General features: G+C 69.2%; 17 protein-coding genes and 3 pseudogenes. 9 read left to right on the forward strand and 11 right to left on the reverse strand.

Features of this window, described 5'->3' with window-relative positions:
* Nucleotides 1-81: 81 nt before the first annotated feature.
* Nucleotides 82-528 carry an anthrone oxygenase family protein gene (locus ACFYZE_RS28290; protein ID WP_388999842.1) on the reverse strand — a complete coding sequence of 149 codons (447 nt, stop codon included), beginning with the start codon at nucleotides 526-528 and terminating at the stop codon, nucleotides 82-84.
* Nucleotides 529-619: 91 nt separating this feature from the next.
* On the opposite strand from ACFYZE_RS28290, the gene ACFYZE_RS28295 reads away from it, so the two are divergent.
* Nucleotides 620-1,198 carry a TetR/AcrR family transcriptional regulator gene (locus ACFYZE_RS28295; protein WP_388999845.1) on the forward strand — a complete coding sequence of 193 codons (579 nt, stop codon included), beginning with the start codon at nucleotides 620-622 and terminating at the stop codon, nucleotides 1,196-1,198.
* A 293-nt stretch (nucleotides 1,199-1,491) separates the two neighbouring features.
* Here ACFYZE_RS28295 and ACFYZE_RS28300 read toward each other — a convergent pair whose 3' ends face one another.
* The gene (locus ACFYZE_RS28300) at nucleotides 1,492-2,916 is read right to left on the reverse strand and encodes a hypothetical protein (RefSeq protein ID WP_388999848.1); all 1,425 of its coding nucleotides are present in this window, start codon (nucleotides 2,914-2,916) and stop codon (nucleotides 1,492-1,494) included.
* Between the two features lie 289 nt (nucleotides 2,917-3,205).
* On the opposite strand from ACFYZE_RS28300, the gene ACFYZE_RS28305 reads away from it, so the two are divergent.
* Both ACFYZE_RS28305 and ACFYZE_RS28310 read left to right on the forward strand, forming a co-directional pair.
* Nucleotides 3,206-4,009 (forward strand): maleylpyruvate isomerase N-terminal domain-containing protein, encoded by an 804-nt coding sequence (locus ACFYZE_RS28305; RefSeq protein WP_388999851.1) that lies wholly within the window; start codon nucleotides 3,206-3,208, stop codon nucleotides 4,007-4,009.
* A 240-nt stretch (nucleotides 4,010-4,249) separates the two neighbouring features.
* A pseudogene (locus ACFYZE_RS28310) lies at nucleotides 4,250-4,964 on the forward strand (hypothetical protein); the annotation flags it as partial.
* Between the two features lie 534 nt (nucleotides 4,965-5,498).
* Here the strand turns inward: ACFYZE_RS28310 and ACFYZE_RS28315 are convergent.
* On the reverse strand, nucleotides 5,499-5,891 hold the full coding sequence (locus tag ACFYZE_RS28315) for a nuclear transport factor 2 family protein (protein WP_388999854.1): 393 nt from the start codon (nucleotides 5,889-5,891) through the stop codon (nucleotides 5,499-5,501).
* 147 nt (nucleotides 5,892-6,038) lie between these two features.
* On the opposite strand from ACFYZE_RS28315, the gene ACFYZE_RS28320 reads away from it, so the two are divergent.
* Nucleotides 6,039-6,620: a PadR family transcriptional regulator gene (locus ACFYZE_RS28320; RefSeq protein ID WP_388999857.1), complete on the forward strand. Its 582-nt coding sequence runs from the start codon at nucleotides 6,039-6,041 to the stop codon at nucleotides 6,618-6,620.
* A gap of 513 nt (nucleotides 6,621-7,133) precedes the next feature.
* The gene (gene katG, locus ACFYZE_RS28325; RefSeq protein ID WP_388999860.1) at nucleotides 7,134-9,326 is read left to right on the forward strand and encodes a catalase/peroxidase HPI; all 2,193 of its coding nucleotides are present in this window, start codon (nucleotides 7,134-7,136) and stop codon (nucleotides 9,324-9,326) included.
* Between the two features lie 21 nt (nucleotides 9,327-9,347).
* Here the strand turns inward: katG and ACFYZE_RS28330 are convergent, their stop codons facing one another.
* The 3 genes and pseudogenes from ACFYZE_RS28330 to ACFYZE_RS28340 form a co-directional block, all read right to left on the reverse strand.
* Nucleotides 9,348-9,548 carry a hypothetical protein gene (locus ACFYZE_RS28330; protein WP_389000147.1) on the reverse strand — a complete coding sequence of 67 codons (201 nt, stop codon included), beginning with the start codon at nucleotides 9,546-9,548 and terminating at the stop codon, nucleotides 9,348-9,350.
* Nucleotides 9,545-9,700 (reverse strand): hypothetical protein, encoded by a 156-nt coding sequence (locus ACFYZE_RS28335; RefSeq protein ID WP_389000150.1) that lies wholly within the window; start codon nucleotides 9,698-9,700, stop codon nucleotides 9,545-9,547. The genes ACFYZE_RS28330 and ACFYZE_RS28335 overlap by 4 nt, the downstream gene beginning before the upstream one ends.
* 115 nt (nucleotides 9,701-9,815) lie before the next feature.
* Nucleotides 9,816-10,148 (reverse strand): annotated as a pseudogene (locus ACFYZE_RS28340) (hypothetical protein); the annotation flags it as partial.
* 75 nt (nucleotides 10,149-10,223) lie between these two features.
* Here ACFYZE_RS28340 and ACFYZE_RS28345 point away from each other — a divergent pair.
* Nucleotides 10,224-10,568 carry a substrate-binding domain-containing protein gene (locus ACFYZE_RS28345; RefSeq protein WP_388999863.1) on the forward strand — a complete coding sequence of 115 codons (345 nt, stop codon included), beginning with the start codon at nucleotides 10,224-10,226 and terminating at the stop codon, nucleotides 10,566-10,568.
* A 140-nt stretch (nucleotides 10,569-10,708) separates the two neighbouring features.
* A complete protein-coding gene (locus tag ACFYZE_RS28350) occupies nucleotides 10,709-11,878 on the forward strand; it encodes a cytochrome P450 (RefSeq protein WP_389000127.1) in 1,170 nt (389 codons plus the stop codon).
* A gap of 911 nt (nucleotides 11,879-12,789) precedes the next feature.
* Here ACFYZE_RS28350 and ACFYZE_RS28355 read toward each other — a convergent pair.
* Entirely contained in the window at nucleotides 12,790-14,040 is a 1,251-nt protein-coding gene (locus tag ACFYZE_RS28355; RefSeq protein ID WP_388999866.1) for a SpoIIE family protein phosphatase, read from the reverse strand.
* Between the two features lie 324 nt (nucleotides 14,041-14,364).
* Here ACFYZE_RS28355 and ACFYZE_RS28360 point away from each other — a divergent pair, with 324 nt between their 5' ends.
* Entirely contained in the window at nucleotides 14,365-15,006 is a 642-nt protein-coding gene (locus tag ACFYZE_RS28360; protein ID WP_388999869.1) for a carbonic anhydrase, read from the forward strand.
* Between the two features lie 497 nt (nucleotides 15,007-15,503).
* Here the strand turns inward: ACFYZE_RS28360 and ACFYZE_RS28365 are convergent, their stop codons facing one another.
* Nucleotides 15,504-15,935, reverse strand: coding sequence for an ASCH domain-containing protein (locus tag ACFYZE_RS28365; protein ID WP_388999872.1), 432 nt, complete (start codon nucleotides 15,933-15,935; stop codon nucleotides 15,504-15,506).
* A gap of 296 nt (nucleotides 15,936-16,231) precedes the next feature.
* The gene (locus ACFYZE_RS28370; protein ID WP_388999875.1) at nucleotides 16,232-17,479 is read right to left on the reverse strand and encodes a ThuA domain-containing protein; all 1,248 of its coding nucleotides are present in this window, start codon (nucleotides 17,477-17,479) and stop codon (nucleotides 16,232-16,234) included.
* 296 nt (nucleotides 17,480-17,775) lie between these two features.
* Between ACFYZE_RS28370 and ACFYZE_RS28375 the strand changes: the two genes are divergently transcribed.
* The gene (locus ACFYZE_RS28375) at nucleotides 17,776-18,966 is read left to right on the forward strand and encodes an amidohydrolase (protein ID WP_388999878.1); all 1,191 of its coding nucleotides are present in this window, start codon (nucleotides 17,776-17,778) and stop codon (nucleotides 18,964-18,966) included.
* A 72-nt stretch (nucleotides 18,967-19,038) separates the two neighbouring features.
* Here ACFYZE_RS28375 and ACFYZE_RS28380 read toward each other — a convergent pair.
* A pseudogene (locus tag ACFYZE_RS28380) lies at nucleotides 19,039-19,245 on the reverse strand (ornithine decarboxylase); the annotation flags it as partial.
* A 25-nt stretch (nucleotides 19,246-19,270) separates the two neighbouring features.
* Nucleotides 19,271-20,602 (reverse strand): hypothetical protein, encoded by a 1,332-nt coding sequence (locus ACFYZE_RS28385; protein WP_388999881.1) that lies wholly within the window; start codon nucleotides 20,600-20,602, stop codon nucleotides 19,271-19,273.
* Nucleotides 20,603-20,874 lie beyond the last annotated feature (272 nt).

A 20,874-nucleotide genomic window follows, 5' to 3' on the forward strand; every position in this document is an offset into this window, starting at 1 on the left:
AAGCCCTGTCGGCCTACCCCGACGGGGCGAAAGCTTTCGACATACAGGGGCGAACCAGTGCTTGTCGGGGCAGCGGTGGTATCAGGCGAGGGCGGAGACGAGCAGGGTGAAGGCGGCGATGATGACGGCGACGCGGACGTAGTGGAAGCGCTCCCAGCGGTTCAGTTGCTCCTTCCAGTCCGCGGGCCGGTTCTCGGGGGTCCAGGTCTTGTTTCGGTTGTTGATCGGGACAAGCAGCAGCATCGACATGACCACGCTGACGATCAGCAGTCCGGCGGCGGTGACAACGAGTCCGGCGCCGTGGCGGTGCCATCCGGCGACGGCCCAGATCGCGCTGAGGACGAGCGAGCCGATGTACCAGAACGGCATCAGGGCGCCGAGCATCCGGCCGCCGTGGGCGTGGCCGAGCTGGCCGCTGTCCTCGGGAAGCGCGTCCAGGATCCGGTTCATGATGAAGGCGACGGAGAACTCCACCCCCACCATCAGGCCGACGACGACGGTGGTGACGACCTCGAGTGCGTTGAGCATGACAACCCCTCCTGACATCTAGCGTTGCTAGCTGATGATGCAACGCTAGCACTGCTATCGCTCGATTGTCTAGCGGTGCTAGAATCCAGTCATGTCGGTACAGGAACGCAAGCAACGCGAACGGGCGGAGCGCGAGCGCCTCATCGTGGCCACCGCCCGCGAACTCGCCGAGCAGCAGGGCTGGGACGCGGTCACCACCCGCCGGCTCGCCGAGCGCATCGAATACAGCCAGCCCGTCCTCTACAGCCACTTCCGCGGCAAGCGGGAGATCATCGGCGCCGTCGCCCTTCAGGGGGCCGCCGAACTGGCCACAGCGGTGCGGGCCGCGACCTCCGCCGCGGACGGCCCGCGCGCCCGGGTCGCCGCCCTGGCCCGCGCCTACCTCGACTTCGCCGTACGCAACCCGGCGGTCTACGACGCCTTGTTCCAGCTCGACGGCGGCCTGCCATACGCGCAGGAGGACACCCCGGAACCGCTGAAGGACGCCTTCGCCGCCCTGCTCGAGTGCCTCGCCGAGGTCGCCGGGGACGGCGTCGACCCAGGGCTGTTCACCGAGCTGTTCTGGGCTTCCTTGCACGGCCTGGCGACCCTGACCCGCGCGGGCCGCCTGCTGCCTGAGGACGCCGAGCCGAGGGTGGAGCTGCTGGTGGACCGGCTCGCCAAGCTCTGACACACCGTCCCGGCGGGAACGCAGCCGGGGCCCTCGGGCCCCCGCCGCCGCCTGCCTGCGGCACCGCTGCGGCTGTAATCAAGACATCGGTCCTATTGCCCGCGGCGATGAGCCGTTCGGCGACGTCGCGGAACTCGGAGGTCCTGGCCATGGCTGTCACCGCGTTGGGACGGCGGCGTCGCAGTCCTGCACGCTCCGGACACCCCCGCGCCGCTACGACGGCGCAGGGGCGATTGTGTTGCCAAGCCGCTGGCGCGATGTGATGTGCCCTCGCGGCGTCGTAGTCACGGTCGCTATCCCCCGAAGAACCCCGCGATGGACGCGATGATGGCGAGCGCCGGCTGGACGATGTCGGCACTCGACGTCACCAGTTCCCGCAGACGCTCCATGCGGGTGCGGGCGGCCGAAACGTCAGGTGACGTGGAGGTCCCGATACGGGCCAGGTCGTGGACGGCCCCAGCCGCTTCCTCGCGGTCGGCGTCGCTGAGGTCGCGACTGGAAAGGATCAGTTGGAGGAGTCGAGTGAGCTCGTCGCCGCTGGCCAGCGAGGAGTAGGTGTTCTGGAAGTCCTGGACCACCGTGTCTTGGGGCCGGTTGATGAACGTGGTGTTCTCGCCCTGGAAGTAGAAATTCTCGGACACGTGGGCTCCTGCCCTTCCTGAAACGATGACGACGCGACTGTCATTGATGGCGACCCCCTCCGCCGTGGGGACCAGCGGCCGCAGCGCCGCCTTGATCGCTTGCTCCGCCTCCCGGACGGCCGCGAAGGCCGCGGCATCGGCGGCACGGCCGGGCGCCAGGAGGTTGCGGACGGCGGCAGGCGCCGGGGCGTATTTCCTGGTCTCGTACGGCTCGCTGAACCGGTAGTACTCAGAGGTGGGTCCGCGTGTTTTGAGCCGTCGCCTGTTCTCCTCGGCCTGCGGCGTTGCGATGGACTCCGAGACCGACCGCAACGCCTGGCGGATGCCGCCGAAGAGAGTCCGCAGATAGGTCGTCGAGGTTTGCTCGATCGGAAAGACGATCCTCTCTCCCTCGTGGATGGGCCCCTCGGACGAGTGGAAGAGCACCAGACACGGCAGCAGCTCGGGTCCGAGACCGAGCAGTGAGGCGATCTCGTAGGCGCCCTGCGGTTCGTACGGGGTCCACTGGAGCCAACGCATGGTGGACATGACCCTGTACAGCTCGGGCTCCAGGTGCCGGCGCCAGTACTTCTTGGCGTCCTTCCATCGCGCCCGCCGCTCCACGACGAAGACCCGTGTGGCGGGCCCGGAGAGCGCGTTGAGATCGTCGAAGTGGGTCCGCACGTACGTGGCAAGCTCGGTGTCTGCATCGGTGTAGAGCAGCACCCCCCACAGGCGGGGGCCACCGGCTGGGGCCTTGGCATTCTCAGCGAGCTGCATCCAGTTGAGCAGCTCGGCCGGGTTGCGCGGACTTAACAGCGAGTAGAGGACTTCCTGGGTGTGCTCGATGCACAGCACCAGCAGGTCGCCATCGGCCAACCCGATGTCGCTCACCCGTTTCCGCTCCGGCAGCCGTTCGTCCGTCACCGGGTCGCAGAGCCAGACGTCCAGGATCGTGTCCCCAAACCAAAGACTCCGGTCGGATCTGTTCCCTGCTGCCCGGGCGACCGGCTCGGCCGCTCCGACGCGGCGCGCTTCGGCGATGCACAGCTCCTTCAACTCCCCGACGGTCAGCCGTTCCATCTCCGTGCCGGGCACGGCGATCTCGAAGGTCCCCTCATCCGCACGCCGAAGAAGCTCTGCCCACCTCTCCAGGCTGTCAGTGGCTTCGAAATCCCCCGAGCTGATCAGCTTGTCCAACGCCCTGGAAACACGGGCACCGTAGGGACTGTGGGAGACGGCGACCCAATCCCCTTCACGGACATCGATCCGCATCCGCATGACACACCCGCCTCTCGCCCCAATCCGCCCCTGGATTATGGCCGATTGCGCCCGACGTCATGAAAATCGCTGTCCGATTGTCGGAACGCAGTGATAGAGATTCAGGGTGACAATGACACTCGAGTTCCCCGTTCTGCTGCGACTGATCGACGAACGGTCGACCGCCTTCCGCGCCGCGGTCGCCTCCGCGCCCAGCCTCGACGTACAGGTGCCGACCTGCCCCGAGTGGACGCTGTTCGATCTGGCGCAGCACATCGGCGAGGGGCGCCGCGACTGGGCCGCCACCGTCGCCGCGGGGCCTGCTCCGGCCAAGTCCGCAGTGGAGGGTGCCCCGGCTGTGCCTCGGGAGCGCGAGGCCCTGCTGGCCTGGTTGGCGGAGTCCACGGAGCAACTGCTGGACGCATTGCGGAAGGCCGGCCCGGATCGCGGTTGCTGGACGTGGTGGGAGACGTTGCAGTCGCCGCAGACCTCCGGTGCCGTAGCTCGGCACCAGCTCCAGCAGATGGCGGTGCACACGTACGACGCCCAGATCACCGTAGGTGGCCCGCAGCCACTGCCGGACGAGGTGGCGCTCGACGGTGTCGACGAGTTCCTGTCCACCTGCGTCGCAACGACAAGTCCCTGGCCGCACAAGCCCGCTGCCGTCGACTTCCACGCCTCCGAGGGCCGCTCCTGGCGCCTCTCGCTCTCCGCCGACGGCGCACGGAGCGCCCGCCTCCCCGGGCCCGGCACCATGCCGGCCACCGCTGCCGGCCAAGACCCGGACCCGGCCGCCGCCTTCTTCTCCGCTCGGGGCACGGCCAGCGAGCTGGTCCTCAGCCTGTACGACCGTATCCCGGTCAACTCCCTGGAGATCGACGGCGACCGACGTGTCTTCGAGCAGCTCAGCGCCTGGGACCCGGATGAGTAGGACGTGACGATGCGCCACCTCGTACGCCCCGGGGCATGCCTCCCACCAACGGCTACAACCACGCCGTGGTGGCCTCGGGGCCGCGGAGGCAGCAGACCGTCACGGCTGCGAAGCGGCTGACCAAGGCGGCGGCTCACAAGCTGATCGGTGCGCCTGGTCGGCACCTGACGCCGTCAGTTCTCAGCGCCGTCCTCGTCGTCATCGAGTCCGGCCGCGTCCGGGTCGCGCAGCGGGCGCAGGGACGTGGCCACCGCGATGATGGACGGGCCGCAGGGGCGCTGGCTGGTCGACGAGGCGGTGACCGAGGCAGTTCGGTTCCGCCAGGAGATGGTGCGCATCCGCAGGCGCATCGAGGCCGCCGGGGACCGTCCGCCCTGGTTGCCTGCGCGCGCTGGTCGCCCGGCATCCGAGGCGCTACGCCGGCCGGACCGTGCGCGAGCTGTGCCAGGAAATGCACGGCCACCTGCGCTCGGTCCGCGTGGTCGAACTGCTGGACACCGCTTTCCGGCAGCTGCCGGAGCCGGTCACCCCTCCGCAGCTGTGCTACCAGCGCCTGATCCGCGGCGGCACGGAGCGCGTCCGGCTGGCCGATGCGCCCGGCCGGGTGGCGGCCGCCATGGTCACCGTCACCCCGCCGGGCATCCCTGTGCTGATGCCCGGCGAAAGCGTCGGCGCCGAGGACCGCCCCCTGCTGCGTTACCTCACCGCGCTGGAGTCCTTCGACCGGCGGTTCCCCGGGTTCCGCAGCGAAACCCACGGGGTGACCCTCGCCCCGGAGACCGGCGACTACATGATCGAGTGCCTGCAGCTGGAACAGCACCAAGAGATGAACGTCTCAAAGAGCCTCCGAGCCGCAGCACCGGCCCAGTCGCGCGGCTCGGAGGCCTCCGGCCACCAGCCGAAGGGTCAGGGCGCCCAGGCGGGCTCAGTCGGTCCGCTCCAGCGGCACCGCTGAGGGTGGCCCGAGCGGGCAGTCGGTCTCCAGTTGCGGCTGCCGGGATTCGACCGCGGGCGTTCGCGGCTCCCGAGGCCTCGTCCGCCACGGCCGAGCAATCGGGTGGGCGGGTAGTCGGGTGGGCGACGCAAGCGGTCCGGGGACACCACAAGGCCGGAGCCGCAGCCCTCAGCAGGTGCGGCGCCGGGCCTCGGATCTCGGCGGTCCACGCGCGTTCTTCCGGGACGGCGTCGATCAGCAGCGCGGTCAGCGCGGGTACCGCGAGCGCCCCGCCGACGCTCAGCGGCAGCAGCAGGACCAGCACCAGCCACACCGGTGGCTGCGCCGCCAGCGGCAGCATGGCCGGCATCGCTGCGGTTAACACCAGCCGGGCGGCGACGATCACCGGCCGCCGCCCGGTCCGCTCCGCCAGGCGCGGCGAAAACAGGTTGGTGGCCGTCACCAATTGCTGCCCCTCGGCGTTCCAGGGTGGTGGCAGCGGTCAGTCGGTGTTGCCCGCGCCGATGACCACCGCGCCGATGTCCGTCGCCGCGGTCACTGCCCCGCGGCCTCCCGGGCGATCTGCTCGAACTGGGCGCCCATCGCCTCGGCCAGTGCCTGGGCAGCGGAGAGCGGACGCACCATCACCGTGAATTCGTCGATCTTGCCGCTCTCGTCGAAGTGCAGGAAGTCGCAGCCCTGGAGCTTCCTGCCGCCGACAGTGGCGGTGAAGACGAAGGCGTGGTCACGGCCGTCGGGGTTCGCGATCTCACGGACGTAGGTGAAGTCCTCGAAGACGCGGGAGACGCCGCGCAGGATCGCAGCGGTGATCGCCTTGCCGGGGTACGGCTTGAAGGCGACCGGGCTGGTGAAGACGACGTCCTCGGCCAGCAGAGCGGCCACGGCGTCCATGTCACCGCTCTCGACGGCCTTACGGAAGGGATGCATGAGTCCGCCCTCTCTTGTACTCAATAATTTGAATAAGTGTGATGAAGGCTAGAGGCGCCTCCCCCGCTCTGTCTACGCATGGAGCGACGGAGCGACTATCAGACCAGTCACTTCGTTGACTAGTCACAAAGCTGTTAGCGTGTGCCCATGGCTTTGCGGAACGCGGTCATGGCCGCGCTGTTGGAGGGTGAGGCGTCGGGTTACGACCTCGCCAAGGGGTTCGACGCGACGGTCGCCAACTTCTGGATGTCGACGCCCCAGCAGCTCTACCGGGAGCTGGAGCGTATGGAGGCCGAAGGACTCGTCACAGCCCGCGTCGTCGAGCAGGAGCGCCGGCCCAACAAGCGGCTGTTCTCGTTGACGGAGGCCGGGCGGGAGGCCGTACGCGCCTACACCGCCGAGCCACCCGACAGACCGGCAGTGATCCGAGACGAGTTGCTGGTCAAGGTGCAGTGCCTGGACGCCGGCGACATCGAAGCGGTCCGAAAGGCCGTCTCCGAGCGCATGGAATGGGCCACTGCCAAGCTCGCCCGCTACGAGAAAATCCGGCAGCGCCTCCTCGACGGACGCTCCGAGGAGGCGTACTTCGCCGAGGCCGAACGCATCGGCCCCTACCTGACCCTGCTGCGCGGGATGGCCTTCGAACGGGAGAACCTCCAGTGGGGGGACATGGCGCTGCGCAGGCTCGACCAGCGCACGGCCACGCTTCGGGCCGACGACAGGGCTTGAAATGGCTGACACGATGAGGTGGCCGAGCCGTGGTGTCCATGTCTGGACGGCGAGTTGAGCGTTGTCCGATGCGTGAGGGCATCACCGTGGATCGTGCCGGATGAGCCGCCCGGGGCATCCTGCGCGCCATCGCACGGCGCGGCACCGAGCACGGCTCCGGCCTGAGCGTCCACCGGCGGGTGGTCGAGCGCACCTGCCGTTGTCACGGCCGCCACCAGCCAGGTCCCCTCCGGCGAGCCGGGAGCTGTCGTATTCCATCCGGCTTGCGTCGGAAATCAGCACGGGAGCAGAAAGGCTGCCCTCTCTCGCATCTGTCATGCGGGGTGCTCTGCGTGTTTCATAGAGGTGTGGTCCTAGGTAGGCGACCATACGGACGCGGCACAGCGCATTTTCCAGCCGGTGGGCGCCATGGCGCGCTGATTGTTCGGGTCGACGTGCTCGACACCAGCAAAGCCAATGACGTCAGGAGCGGTAACCGGCAGAAGGAACTCCGAGACAGGAAGAAGGACGGGCATGTCCGGCAGTGAAAGCGAGAATCCGGTAATCCCTTCGCCGACGCCCACACCGACTCGGCGGCCCAGGACGAACCGGGACTGGTGGCCGAATCAGCTGGACCTCCAGGTTCTCCACCAGCACTCGCCCCGAGCCAACCCGATGGACGAGGACTTCGACTACGCGAAAGAGTTCGCGACCCTCGACGTCGACGCGCTGAAGCGTGACGTCTTCGAGGTGATGACCACATCCCAGGACTGGTGGCCTGCCGACTACGGTCACTACGGGCCGCTCTTCATCCGGATGAGCTGGCATGCCGCGGGAACGTACCGCATCGCGGACGGCCGCGGCGGTGGCGGCAGCGGCGCACAGCGCTTCGCCCCCCTCAACAGCTGGCCGGACAACGCGAGCCTGGACAAGGCGCGCCGTCTGCTCTGGCCGGTCAAGCAGAAGTACGGCCGGAAGATCTCCTGGGCCGATCTTCTGGTCTTCGCCGGAAACTGTGCCATGGAATCCATGGGGTTCAAGACGTTCGGGTTCGGTTTCGGGCGAGAGGACATCTGGGAACCCGAGGAGATCTTCTGGGGGCCAGAGGACACATGGCTCGGAGATGAGCGCTACAGCGGCGACAGGGAACTCACCGGTCCTTTCGCCGCCGTGCAGATGGGACTGATCTACGTCAATCCGGAGGGACCCAACGGAAACCCGGACCCGATGGCCGCCGCCCAGGACATTCGGGAGACGTTCGGGCGCATGGCGATGAATGACGAGGAGACGGTCGCACTCATTGTCGGCGGCCACACCTTCGGCAAGTGTCATGGCGCGGTCGACGCCAGCTATATCGGCCCGGAACCCGAGGCCGCCCCCATCGAGCAGCAGGGCCTCGGCTGGCGGAACACATACGGCAGCGGCACGGGCCCCCACGCGCTCACCAGTGGTCTGGAGGGCGCGTGGACCACCGAGCCGACCAAGTGGGACAACGGCTACCTGGACAATCTTTACGGATACGAGTGGGAGCTGACGAGCAGCCCCGCCGGCGCCCACCAGTGGACGCCCAAGGATCCCGCGGCCAGGAGCACCGTGCCCGACGCCCATGATCCGTCGAAGCGGCACGCCCCCATGATGCTGACGACGGACCTCGCGCTGAAGTTGGACCCGGTCTACGGCCCGATCACGAAGAGGTTCCACGAGAACCCGGACGAGCTCGCGGTGGCGTTCGCCAAGGCGTGGTACAAACTGCTGCACCGCGACATGGGACCCGTCTCGCGTTACCTCGGCCCGTGGATTCCCGAGCCGCAGCTGTGGCAGGACCCCGTTCCCGACGTCGATCACGAGCTGGTCGGGGACGGGGACATCGCTGCTCTCAAGGACAGGATCCTCGCCTCGGGCCTGTCCGTCTCCCAGCTGGTCACCACCGCCTGGGCGTCGGCGGCGAGCTTCCGCGGCACCGACAAGCGCGGCGGGGCGAACGGAGCACGCATCCGGCTCGCGCCGCAGAAGGACTGGGAGCTCAACGACCTCCCCGAGGTGACCGAGGTACTGCGCACGCTCGAGCAGATCCAGCAGGACTTCAACCTCTCCCAGACCGGCGGGACGCGGGTCTCCCTCGCCGACCTGATCGTCCTCGGCGGGTGCGCGGCCGTCGAGCAGGCCGCGAGGAACGCCGGGTACGCCATCACGGTTCCGTTCGCACCGGGGCGTACGGACGCCTCGCAGGAGCAGACCGACGCGGCGTCGTTCGCCGTGCTGGAGCCCAAGGCGGATGCTTTCCGCAACTACCTTCCGGCGGGCGAGAAGCTGTCGCCGGAGACCCTCATGCTGGACCGCGCCAACCTGCTGACGCTGACCGCTCCCGAGATGACGGTGCTGATCGGCGGCATGCGGGCCCTGAACACCGGCTTCAAGGGATCCCCCCACGGTGTCCTCACCCACCGGCCGGGAGCCCTGACCAACGACTTCTTCGTCAACCTGCTCGACATGGGCACGGAGTGGAAGGCGTCGGCCACGGAGGAGAACGTGTTCGAAGGCCGGGATCGCGGCACCGGCGACGTCAAGTGGACCGCCACCGCGGTCGACCTGATCTTCGGTGCGCACTCCCAGCTCCGAGCCGTCTCGGAGGTCTACGCGTCCCAGGACGCGGGAGAGAAGTTCGTACGTGACTTCGTGGCAGCGTGGAACAAGGTGATGAATCTCGACCGGTTCGACCTCGCCTGAGCCCGACGTCCCGGTCGGCCCTCATCGGCCGCCCAGGACGTGGCGAAGTGTGGCAGTTGGCAGTGCTGAGCCGGGTGCCTGCCGGTTGATCCGGTCCGGGCCGCAGTGGTCGGCCTGCTCGGCCCGCGTCGAGCCGTTCTTCCGCTCCAGCGGGGCGATCAGCCCCCGCCTGCAGGCCGGCGTGGACTCCTCCTCGAAGGGTCGTTCCAGGTCAGCGATCACCAGGTGACGGGCAGCTCGTGCAGTCCGTAGATCACCGCGTCGTACTTGAACTTCACGTCCTGCAGCGGGATGGCCGCACGGAGTGTGGGGATGCGGCGGAACAGGGGCGGGTAGATCACCTGCAGTTCCAGGCGGGCCAGCGGCTGGCCCACGCAGTGATGAGCCGCCGAAGGCCTGGTGCCGGCGGGCGTTGCTGGTGATGTCCGGCTGATCGGGGTTGGCGAACACCTCGGGGTCGCGGTTCGCAAGCTCGCCCAGGAGGATGACGCCGTCACCGGCCGGGATGGTGTGCCCGGCGACCTCGATGTCTTCCAGCGCGGTGCGTCGGCGGCCCAGGTGCACGATCGAGAGGTAGCGCCGTAGTTCCTCCACTGCGTTCACAGCGATCTGCGGGTCCTCGGCGTCGCGGATCATCTCCATCTGCTCGGGGTGCTGGGTCGTCCATGCCGACGAAGCTGAGATCGGTGGCGCCCCCATGGCTGTGTCGGGGGTCGATGGGGCTGGGAAAGTTGGGTGCGGCGAAGTTGCCGCTGAGACGCGGGTCGGCCAGCAGTTGCTTCTGTTCCGCGTGACCGGCCCGTGATGGGCAAGGGCCTGCATCTCGGGCGAGGGGGCGAAGGGACACGCCGCAGAACGCGGAGGGGGGAATGCGGGGATGGTCTCGTCAAGGTCGCTGTGTACAAGGGCGGACTCCAAGGCGCCAAGGAGCTGCTCGCCCGCGCCCGTCGGCCCACGGCAGTCTTCGCCGGTGCGGACATCGTCGCCATGGGGGTGCTGGAGGCTTTCGCCGAAGCCGGGGTCTCCGTGCCGGGCGACATCTCGGTGGCCGGCTACGACAACACGACCTTCGCCGCGTTCGGTCCGCTCTCACTGACGAGCGTCGACCAGGCCGGCCGCGAGATCGGCGACAACGCCGCCCGCCTCCTCCTCGATCGGATCGCCGACCGCAAAAGGCCGACGGTCCAAGTCAAACTCTCGCCCACGCTGGTGCCGCGTCGGACCACTGCTTCCCTCACCTGAGGGATGGACTCGTGGGGACCGACCGGCCCAGGTTCGGCTGAATGCGTCCTTCGCCGAGGCGCCGCCCATTGCTAGCGTCGGAGCGAGCCGGGAGACGGGGGCAGGCGTTGGCGGCAGCTGAGGTAATCGATCTGGTGGCGATGGGCGAGGACTTCGTCCGCGATCCGTATCCGGTTTACGCAGCGCTGCGGGAGCGCGGCCCCGTGCACAAGGTGCGGATTCCGGAGGGTGCGGAGGCCTGGCTTGTCGTCGGGTACGAGGCCGGGCGGGCCGCGCTGGTGGATCCACGGTTGTCCAAGCAGTGGGAGAACGCCTCGCCGTCCTTTCCGATCCCCAGTCCGTCTGCGGGGCCCCACATGCTCAACTCCGACCCACCAGACCATGAACGGCTGCGCAAGCTGGTCGTCCGTGAGTTCACTCCGCGCCGGATCGAGCAGCTCTCGCAACGGGTGCGGCAGATCACCGACGAGTTGCTCGACGTGATGGTGGCGCTTCCGGATGGGCGGGCCGATCTCGTCGAGGCGCTCTCGTTCCCGCTTCCTATATCGGTCATCTGCGAGCTGCTCGGTGTGCCGATGCTCGACCGGGCGGCGTTCCGTGCCTGGACCGGCACGATCCTCACCGATCCCGACCCGGAGGCGCGGCTGGCGGCGACGGATGAGGTCGCCAGGTATCTCACCGACTTGTTGGAGCGCAAGCGCCAGGCCCCCGGCCAGGACCTCATGAGCGCCCTGATCCGCACCACCGACGAGGACGGTGACCGGCTGTCTGCGGAGGAACTGCGCGGAACCGCCTGGCTGCTGCTGGTCGCGGGGCATGAGACCACGGTCAATCTGATCTCCAACGGCGTACTGGCCCTGCTGACCCATCCCGACCAACTCGCCGCACTGCGCCGGGACATGACGCTCATCGACAACGCCGTGGAGGAGATGCTGCGCTACGACGGGCCGGTGGAGACGCCGACGTTCAGGTTCACCACCGAACCGATCCGGATCGGCACTACGGTGATCCCCGGCGGTGGTGAGCTGGTCCTCGTGGCCCTGGCCGACGCGAACCGTGACCCGGCGCGCTTCCCCGACCCCGCGCGCTTCGACATCCGGCGGCCCGCAGGCGGTCATGTCGCCTTCGGTCACGGCATCCACTACTGCCTCGGCGCGCCGCTCGCCCGCATGGAGGCTCGGATCGCGATCCGTGCCCTGCTGGAGCGCTGCCCCGACCTCACACTCGACGCCCACCCGGCCGCGCTGACCTGGCGCCCCGGCATGCTCATCCGGGGCCCGCATCAGCTGCCGGTGCGGTGGAAGTCCTGACCTCGCGCTTGCGTGACACCTCATGCGTTCCGGTCAGGACTCATGCGTGTTTCGTCGTGGAAGGTGCTGCCGCATCGCGATGAGCATCGGCCCATGTCTTCCGCCTGGTGGAGCTCCCCCGTACGACCTGACGCGCGGCCGGATCGTGTTCCCGTGCCGGAACCAGCGGCGGTCGGCGCCTTCCGCGGTACCTGATCCCGGGGCCCCGGTCACGGCGTTTCCGTGACCGGGGCCCCGATGACGGCTCGCACTGCCGCGGCGGCCACCGCTCCAGCCGCCGCCAGCAGGTCTGGCCCGAGCCGAACCCCGGATCCGGTGCCGGGACCACGCCACGTCATCGTCAGCCGCGTCCCAAGCCCCCCACTGCCATGCGGAGTTGATTCACAGGTTTGCTGTGCTGCAGGACCGGCGCTCTCTGGTCGTGGTCTCGGAGTCGGGCGATCCGCGCCCGGCGCGGATCGGGCTGCTGATGCCGACGGGAATGCACCGCCACCATGAAGCCCCCTGGGGCCTCGGCCCGGGGCTTCTTACCGCATCAGGGCGCGGTCGCTGCCGCGCCATATGAACCCGGCTGCGCCGTTGCGGATCTGGCACCGTTGTCCCCGTCGTACTCGCTCACGGGAACGAGGACGCCTTCCAGCCCCCTTTGGCTCCGGCAGGTCACTGCCCGGTTTTCCGGAGCCGTACATGGATTCCGCTCCCCCGGCTGGCCGGCCGTACGGCCCGGCTGCATCGGCTGTGGGACCTTGGGCAGCGGCGGGTGGGCGATGGCTCCCTGGTTGGCCTCCGGGAGGAGGCCGTACACCAGGATGTACGAGGCCTCGATTGCCGATCCCCTGCCCCGCCCACCTCATCCCGGACGCCACCGGCGCCGACGATTTACCGTCCCGCATCGGGCATGATCAGTACGGTCAGGTCGTTCGGTCCAGGCGGACGACGACGATGGCGATGTCGTCGGTGGCGCCGCTGGCTACGTCGAGGCGGGCGAGGAGGGCGTCGGCGAGGTGCTCCGCGCCGAAGTCGGTGCAGGTGGCGAGCGTGGAGGTCAGGCGGGTCAAGCCGGCGTCGATGTCCTCGCCCCGGCGTTCGATCAGGCCGTCGGTGTAGAGGATGAGGGTGTCGCCGGGAGTGTAGGTCGCGTTGGCCTGCGGGCGGGGGACGTGTTCGGGACGGGCGCCCAGCGGTGGGTCGGTGGCCTGGTCGAGCAGTTCGCAGGTGCCGTCCGGGTGCAGCAGGACGGGCGGGGGGTGGCCGGCGCTGCTGTAGACGAGCAGTTGGCTGCGGCAGTCGACGAGGACCTGGACGGCGGTGGCGGCCAGTGCTCCGTCGACCGAGCGGGCATACAGCCCCAGGACCTCCAGTGCCTGGGCGGGGCCGAGGGCGGTGCGGGTGGCGGCGCTCAGTGCGCTGCGGAGCCTGCCCATGACGGTGGCGGCCATCAGGCCGTGGCCGACCACGTCGCCGACCGCGACGGTGAAGCGGTCCGCGGTCAGGTCGACCGTGTCGTACCAGTCGCCGCACACGTTCAGTGATCCGGTCGCGGGCAGGTAGCGCACGGCGATATTGGGGTGCCGGGCCAGGTCCGGGGAATGGAGCATCGCTTCTTGGAGGGCGACGGCGATGCGCCGTTCACGGGCGTGGGCCTGCCGCAGTTCCTCGTTCAGCTGCTGCAACTGCCGCGCCCGGGCGTACAGCTCGGCTTCCATGGCCGCTTCCCGGCCGGGTCTCACCGACGGCAGGTGCGCCGCGCGGTGGGCGCGGACGACGTCGGTCATGTCCTCGGACCGGTGGATGATCCAGTCGACCTTTCCGTCTGGACCGAGGACGGGCACGTTGATCGCGGTCCACCACCGCTCCTTGAACACCTCCGGGTTGCCGGCGACCGGGATGTCATACTTCTGCAACGCCATGTGATCCGTCTGGCCGGAGGACAGGACACGGTGCAGTGAGGCTTTCAGCGTCGCCACCCCGTCGGCCTCCGGGTCGGCGGGGTTGTTCGGGAAGGCGTCGAAGAGGTACTGCCCGAGCAGCTCGGCCCGACTCCGCCTGGTCACCTCGCAGAAGGCCGGGTTGGCATCGGCGATCACCAGGTCCGTGCCGAGCACCAGGCACGGGCTCGGAAGGGCTGCGAACACCCCTGTGTAGTCGATCTTCGGTGTCACAGGCATTCCCTGCCAGTCGCTCGCTCTTCAATCTACGAAAGGTCCAGCTCCTGCGCCCGCCGAGCTCGCTCGTGGGCAGCGGGGTGCACCCCTGCCCCGCGGCGGTGTCCGTTGGGTCGTGTGTGACGGCGTCGCGGGAAGAGGCTCACGCCTGGCCAGGCGGTGCGGGCAGTCGGGTATGGGCTGGACAGCTGCGCAGCGCACCGGGGAGGCGGACCGAGGGGGACATTGCCCGCGTCCGGTCGTGCCGGCCACGGGGGTGCGGAGGCCGTCGATCGTGGACCCGACCGCGCGCTTCTGCCGGGTCGGCCGTACCCTGCGGCCATGACAGAGATCCAGGCCGCAACCCCCCGTGAAGCATTCGAGCTGCTGCTGGCCGGCAACCAGCGGTTCATCGCGGGTGCCCCGGAGCACCCGAACCAGGACGCCACCCGCCGCACCGAGGTCGCTCCGTCCCAGCGCCCGTTCGCCGTGCTGTTCGGATGCTCCGACTCCCGCCTGGCCGCCGAGATCATCTTCGATCGCGGTCTGGGCGATCTCTTCGTAGTGCGCACTGCCGGCCACGTCATGGGCCCGGAAGTGATCGGCAGCATCGAGTACGGCGTCGACGTCCTGGACTGCCCTCTGGTCGTGGTCCTCGGCCACGACTCGTGCGGCGCGGTCGGCGCGGCGTGTGCCGCGCTGGAGGACGGCATGGCGCCGGCCGGCTACATCCGGGACGTCGTCGAGAGAGTTACTCCCAGTGTGCTGGCGGCGAGGGCCGCCGGACGTGTGAGTGACCAAGAGATCCTCGCGGAGCACATAGGGCACACCGTCGACCTGCTGATGGACCGTTCCCGCCTCCTGGCCGAGCGGGTGGCCGCCGGGCGGGCCGCTGTGGTGGGCCTGTGCTACAACCTGGCCGACGGGACCGCACGCCTCGTCGCGGCCCGTGGCCTGGACATGCCCGTAGCCTCGGCTCTGTAAGGGACAGAAGCCGCGCCTGCAAGGCACCCTTATGCGGTGCAGTGCGCCGGCCGTGCAGGCGCAGTTTCGCGCACAGACGCCGGCCGGGCCGCCCGCCGAGTTCCGTCGAGCCCTTCCGGTCCGCGCCCGTGCCCGGAACATGTTCGGACAGAGCCGGTGCGGCGGACCGGCCAGAAACTCATCAAGGGGTCAGGCGAGCACGCGGTCAGCGGTGAGCCCGCACCCCACGCGGACACGCCCAGGAACGACTGACCAGGAAACCCAGCTCTCCTCGACCGCCACGACTGAGCCAAGGATCGCGCGGATGGGGTACAGCCCGTGATCAACCGGCTGAAGCGCCACCGAGCCGTCGCAACGCGATATGACGAGTTCGCCGTTCGTTACGAGGCAACCGTGCTGGTCACAGCCGTCAACGAGTGGCTATGCCCAGCAGCTGACCCAGCACCCACAGGACCTGTCCCACTGAACCTCCCGGGCTCTCTCGAGTCGGAGGCGGGTCACTGACCACCCGAGTCGTCCGACTCGACCACTCGGAAGCGTTCCGCAACCACAAGAGTGTCGTCATCAATGACCGGGGAGCGTCCCAGGCACTCGCTCACGCCATCGCTCCGGAAGAACTCTTCGTGGGCTGCCCGCCACTCGGCGACGTCGGAATAACCGCGTCCCTCGGCTCGCGCGAAGTCGTCGTCGATCTCCTTCATGGGAACGACGCGCACGTCGACGAGCTCGATCGTGACAGCCGGACGACCTTCGGAATCAAGCACCGAGAAGCGCTGGCCGGTCACCGGTACTGCCTCTCCGGCGTGTTCGTAGATCTCCAGAAGGCCCGTGAGCGCGGTCTTTTGACCGCTCAGGATCGCCGCCACACCACGGTCACGTTCCGGACCGGGGAAGGCGAGTTCAAGGGTCGGAAGGTTGTCATGTCCCATCGAGCGAGGCTATGAAGCCCGTCCGCGTCGATCAAGGGCCACCGCTCCGCTCGCTCCCGATCCCGCAGCAAGCACTTTGACAACTCGGCCAGCAAGGCGGCTGCGCCGAGGCGCATCAGCAGTCGACCAGACCACACGGCATCTCCCTCAGCCGCATATGACGCCCGAGACCCGGGGCGGCGTCATCGTCTCCGCAACCGACGCGGTCTTCCCGAACAGGACGACGACTCCTGCGGCTGACGGCCGACTGCCCCCTTCGGGCCCGGCAAGCCCATCGACTCGCCGGGCCTCCCTGTTCAGGAGGGCAGGGTCCAGCTCTGGTTGGCCGCTCCGGTGCACGACCAGATCTGCAGGCGGGTGCCGTTGGCCGAACTGGGCCCGGTCGCGTCCAGGCACTTGCCGGACTGCGGATTGACCAGGGAGCCGTTCGCGCCGGGCTGCCAGACCTGTGAGCCCGACCCATTGCAGTCGTACAACTGCACCTTGGTGCCGTTGGCGGTGCCGGCCGAGGTCACGTCCATGCACTTGCCGAGCGCGCTGAGCGTACCGGCGCTGCCCGCCGTCCAGTTCTGCGCGTTGGTGCCGTTGCAGTCGTAGAGCTGTATCGCAGTGCCGTTGGCGGTGCCACCGCCCGCGACGTCCACGCACTTGCCGCCATACCCGTGGATGGGGCCGGTGGCGTTCGCGGGCGGTGGGGTCACCGGCCCGGACTGCCCCGCTGCCCACTTGATCTCCTGCAGGAGCAGCTTGTTCTGCTGGGCGCTTGCGAACGTCGACGACAGGGCGGTGTTGGTGGAGTAGTCCATGGCATTGTGGCCGAAGTTGTTGTAGACCATCCGGTAGTGGCGATTGGACCACACGATCGGGTAATAGCCGCTGTACCACGTCTGGTTGGGGTCGGTCCCGACCGGGAAGGTGGACGGGGCCAGCGAGGCCAGGATGTCGATGTCCGGGTTCTGCCGGAGGTCGTTCTGCCAGCTGTACCACTCGCTGACCGAGGATGTGATGGTGGCGGGCAGACCCGCGGTCGCCGGATGGCCGGGATCGTCGATCTGCAGCGTCTCGGAGGTCGGCCCCCAGGAGTTGCTCCGGAACGTGCCGGTGCCGAGGAAGGTGTTGTGGTACCAGGGCCAGTCGCTCGTGTTGTCGTTGTACGCCGAGACGTGGAAGCCGATGAAGCCGCCGCCGCCCGCCAGGAATGTCTGGAAGGCGGACTGCTGCGCGGCGGTGTGCGGGTAGTCGTCGAGGAACATGACGACCTGGTAGTTCGCCAGGTTCGACGTGTTGAGCCGGCTCCAGTCGGTGGTCGCGGTGTAGGAGAAGCCGTTCTGTGCGCCTGCTTGCGGGAACCACGCGTTGGCCTCGTGGTCGAAGCTGATGTGCGCCGCGTCGTAGGTGCCGTCGTAGAAGGCGATCACGTTGAAGGACGCGGCGGCGTGGGCGCTGTGGGAGGGGCCGGCCTGGACACCGAGGAGCACGGCGAACAGGGCGAGCAGCCTGGTGAGAGCGCGGAGCCGGGGAACTTGCGTGCGGGAGGGCGTCATGCGGGGGACCTTCCTCGTGCGCGACCGTGGGGAGCCGTGCTGGGGTGTGCCGCAGTGCAAGATTCTGTGAGCGTACATGTCAACTTGGTCTAGGCCAAGTCCGGGCAGTTGGACGGCCCCGCTCACTGGCCGCCTGCCTCGCCGGCCGAAAGTGGAAGTCGTTCTCCGGTCGCTTCGAGCACCTTCGGCGCCCCCTCCGAGGGGTCGATGCGTGGACGGCCCCGTACGGCGGTGTCGCGCACCCGCTCTGTGGAACCCGGCCCGCTGAGCAACCCCGTCCGCCGTCTGGAGGCCCCGTGTCCCGCACGCCCGAAGCCGTGTACTCCCGCATCCGCAGGGAGGTCGCCGACCGGGCCGATGTCCTGTGGGACGTCGCCCTGGCGTTGCACGCCGACCCCGAGTACGCCTTCGCCGAACACCACGCGGCGGCCCTGCTGACGGACGAGCTGGAGCGCGCCGGACTGGTCGTACGGCGAGAGGTGGCGGGGATGCCGACCGCCTTCACCGCGGGTTCGGGCGAGGGCCCGCCGACCGTGGCGCTGCTGCTGGAGTACGACGCCCTGCCGGGGCTGGGTCACGCATGCGGGCACAATCTGATCGCGGCGGCGGGCCTCGGTGCGACGTTCGCCGTGCATACCGTGCTGGACGCGCTCGGCGGCGCGGTGCTGGCGGTGGGCAGTCCGGCCGAGGAGGGTGGGGGCGGCAAGGCGCTGGAGGTGGCGGCGGGCGTGTTCAACGGTGTCGACGCCGCCCTGATGTTCCATCCCGGCGTGTACAGCTGGAGGCGGGCGCCGCTCACCGCACAGGAGCAGCACCGGGTCGGCTTCCACGGGCGGGCCGCCCATCCGACGGGCAACCCCACCGAGGGCATCGACGCGCTCGCCGCCCTCGTCGAACTGTTCAACGTGCTGGCCGCGCTCGGCCGTCGGCTGCCGGAGGCCTCCCACATCCGGGGCATCGTCACGCACGGCGGCACCGCCACCAACATCGTCCCCGAGTACGCCGAGGGACTGTTCGGCCTGCGCGCCGCCACCAGCCGGGCGCTGGACGACCTGGGCGAGCAGTTGCGCACCTGCGCGGAGGGCGTTGCTCTGGCCACCGGCACCAGGGTCACCGTCGAACGCGCGACCGTCCGCTACGACCACTTCCGCGACAGCGAGGTGCTGTCCGAACGGTTCGCCGCACACCTGGCACGCGCGGGCATCGACCTCACCGCACCGGTCCCCGGCGTCCATCTGGGCTCCTCCGACATCGGGAACGTCAGCGTTCGGCTGCCCGCCATCCATCCCTTCGTCGCCGTCATGGACGCGGACGGATCGGACCACACCCCGGAGTTCGCCGCGGCCTCTGCCTCCGGGCGGGCCCGCGAGGTGATGCTGGCAGCGGCCGAGGCCCTGGCGTGCACCGCCGCGGACGTCCTGCACAGTGCGGACCTGCGCGAGGAGGCGTGGGCCCGGCACCGGGAGGCGGCTGCGGCCGGACGGTGACGGCGCGGTGGCCCGGTCGGCCGACGGAAGGGGCCGCCCGGCCGACGGACGGCCCCCTTCTCAGTCGCGCTCTCAGTCGCGGACGACCACGCGGAACGTCTCCAGCGAGGGATCGGCCGCGTCGGGAATGAGAACCCCGTGTGCGACCCCGCTGCGAAGGTAGTCCACAACCGCCTCGGTGATCACCTCGCCAGGCGCCACAGCGGGCACGCCCGGCGGATAAGGGCTGATCGTTTCCGCCGCGATCCGCCCCACGGCTCGCTCGGCGGGGACGTGTTCCGCCACGCGGCCGGCCCATGGGTGGTCAGCCTGTGACCAGCGTCCAGTGCATGTCGTGCAGGGTCTGACCGATCGGCACGTAGTACACGCCCGCCACGCACCACGGCGTCCTGCGGTGACCGTCGAGCACGGTGTCCCTGTTGTATGCGGGCGGGCAGGTGACCGTTCGATCGAGAGCTGTGATCATTCCGCGCGCCTCATCGGCTGTGTGGTTGCGGACGCTCGCGAAGACCGGTCCTCCGCTGTCGCCGTTGATCGCCGCGACACCGCCCGGAGTCGCAGAGGTGGCGTAGGCGAGGTCGACATCGGGGCGGTAGACGTGGTTCGGTCCGGTGACGCCGATGTCGGTCTGAGCGATCCGCACACCGCAGTGCACGCCGCCGTTGGCGCCGTCGGTGCACACGTAGTCGCCGACGTTGTTGTGGCCCCAGCCGACGACGGGTTTGGCGTAGCCGTCGGTGCGGCTTGCAGGACCGTCATAGAGCCAGCCGCGGGTCCACTGCGACGCCGGCTTGATGCCCACCACGTCGTCCTGCGCGGACCGCTGGGAGGCGTCGGTGGTGCCGACCAGGTCGCCGCCCCACCAGGTGGTCCACCGGCCGCCGGCGGCCGAGCCGCAGTGGTAAGCGGACATCAGCATGTACCCACCCGCGGCGTTCTTCACGCTGAAGGAGCCGGAACAGATGCCGCCGGTGGGGTTGCTCAGCGCCGACGCTCCGGTCCAGGGCGAGCGGTCGTGCTGCCGGGAGGCCAGGTCCACGCTCTGCAGCCGGTGTATCGCGACGGTGTGCAACCCCACCAGCCGGTCGGTGGCCGCCGCGACCCGCCGCGAAACGTTTTCCTCCGTGACCGCCATGGGGCTGTTCGCCCGACCGGCTGTGCTGTCATAGCCGACCTCCAGACCGCTGCCGTCCACCGCTGGCGCGATGCTGGTGATGTGGACGGGGGCCGCGACCCCTGCGATCCGCAGATTCATCGAGGAACGGCCGCGCAGCAACTTCGTGCGCGCCGCGTGGAGTTCGGCCTTGGAGTAGCGGGCGGGAGTGACCTCGGCGGTCACCCCGGAGGGCAGATGGGCGAGGATGCGCCGGACCCGCTCGGGCGGGGTGCCCTTCCAGTACAGGCGAAGGCGGTTGTGGTCGGGGTCGACCACGATGTCGGCGAAGCCGGGTATTCGGGCCCGGTCGGACTCGGAGAACCCTTGAGTGATCTGATCGGCGACGGCGTCGAGTACCTGCTGGCGGTCGTCGATCTGCACGGCTGCCCGTGCGGCCGGAGCCGGGGTTGCGCCCGCCAGAGCCGGGACGACGAACGGCGCGGCGGCTGCGAGGGCCGCGGCCGGGGCAAGGAGAGCCATCCATCTGTGGCGCGCAGCGTGCTTCATGGACCGGTGTCTCTCTACTCGAACCCAGCGTGACGCGAACATGCTCTTACGCTGAAGGTGCGACAAGCAAAGCGGAAGTGACCGCTCCTGCGCCCCTCGTCCCGGGAGCGTCAGCGGGTCAAGTGCCGCCGGGGTTCCACCAGTTCGGCGTGGCGCTCATGACCGGCTGCGGTGAAGAACAACCGGCCCACGCAGCCCATACTCGCGAGCCAGTTGAGGAGGCTGCCGTGGGGGAACGGTGCCCC

The sequence above is a fragment of the Streptomyces sp. NPDC001796 genome (assembly GCF_042892355.1).
In the GTDB taxonomy this organism is placed as follows: Bacteria; Actinomycetota; Actinomycetes; order Streptomycetales; family Streptomycetaceae; genus Streptomyces.

Coding starts and splice junctions, on each gene's coding strand:
- ACFYZE_RS28385 (WP_388999881.1), bottom strand. CDS start 20,602: ATGGCTCTCCTTGCCCCGGCCGCGGCCCTCGCAGCCGCCGCGCCGTTC.
- ACFYZE_RS28290 (WP_388999842.1), bottom strand. CDS start 528: ATGCTCAACGCACTCGAGGTCGTCACCACCGTCGTCGTCGGCCTGATG.
- ACFYZE_RS28360 (WP_388999869.1), top strand. CDS start 14,365: ATGACAGAGATCCAGGCCGCAACCCCCCGTGAAGCATTCGAGCTGCTG.
- ACFYZE_RS28350 (WP_389000127.1), top strand. CDS start 10,709: ATGGGCGAGGACTTCGTCCGCGATCCGTATCCGGTTTACGCAGCGCTG.
- katG (WP_388999860.1), top strand. CDS start 7,134: ATGTCCGGCAGTGAAAGCGAGAATCCGGTAATCCCTTCGCCGACGCCC.
- ACFYZE_RS28320 (WP_388999857.1), top strand. CDS start 6,039: ATGGCTTTGCGGAACGCGGTCATGGCCGCGCTGTTGGAGGGTGAGGCG.
- ACFYZE_RS28315 (WP_388999854.1), bottom strand. CDS start 5,891: ATGCATCCCTTCCGTAAGGCCGTCGAGAGCGGTGACATGGACGCCGTG.
- ACFYZE_RS28365 (WP_388999872.1), bottom strand. CDS start 15,935: ATGGGACATGACAACCTTCCGACCCTTGAACTCGCCTTCCCCGGTCCG.
- ACFYZE_RS28370 (WP_388999875.1), bottom strand. CDS start 17,479: ATGACGCCCTCCCGCACGCAAGTTCCCCGGCTCCGCGCTCTCACCAGG.
- ACFYZE_RS28295 (WP_388999845.1), top strand. CDS start 620: ATGTCGGTACAGGAACGCAAGCAACGCGAACGGGCGGAGCGCGAGCGC.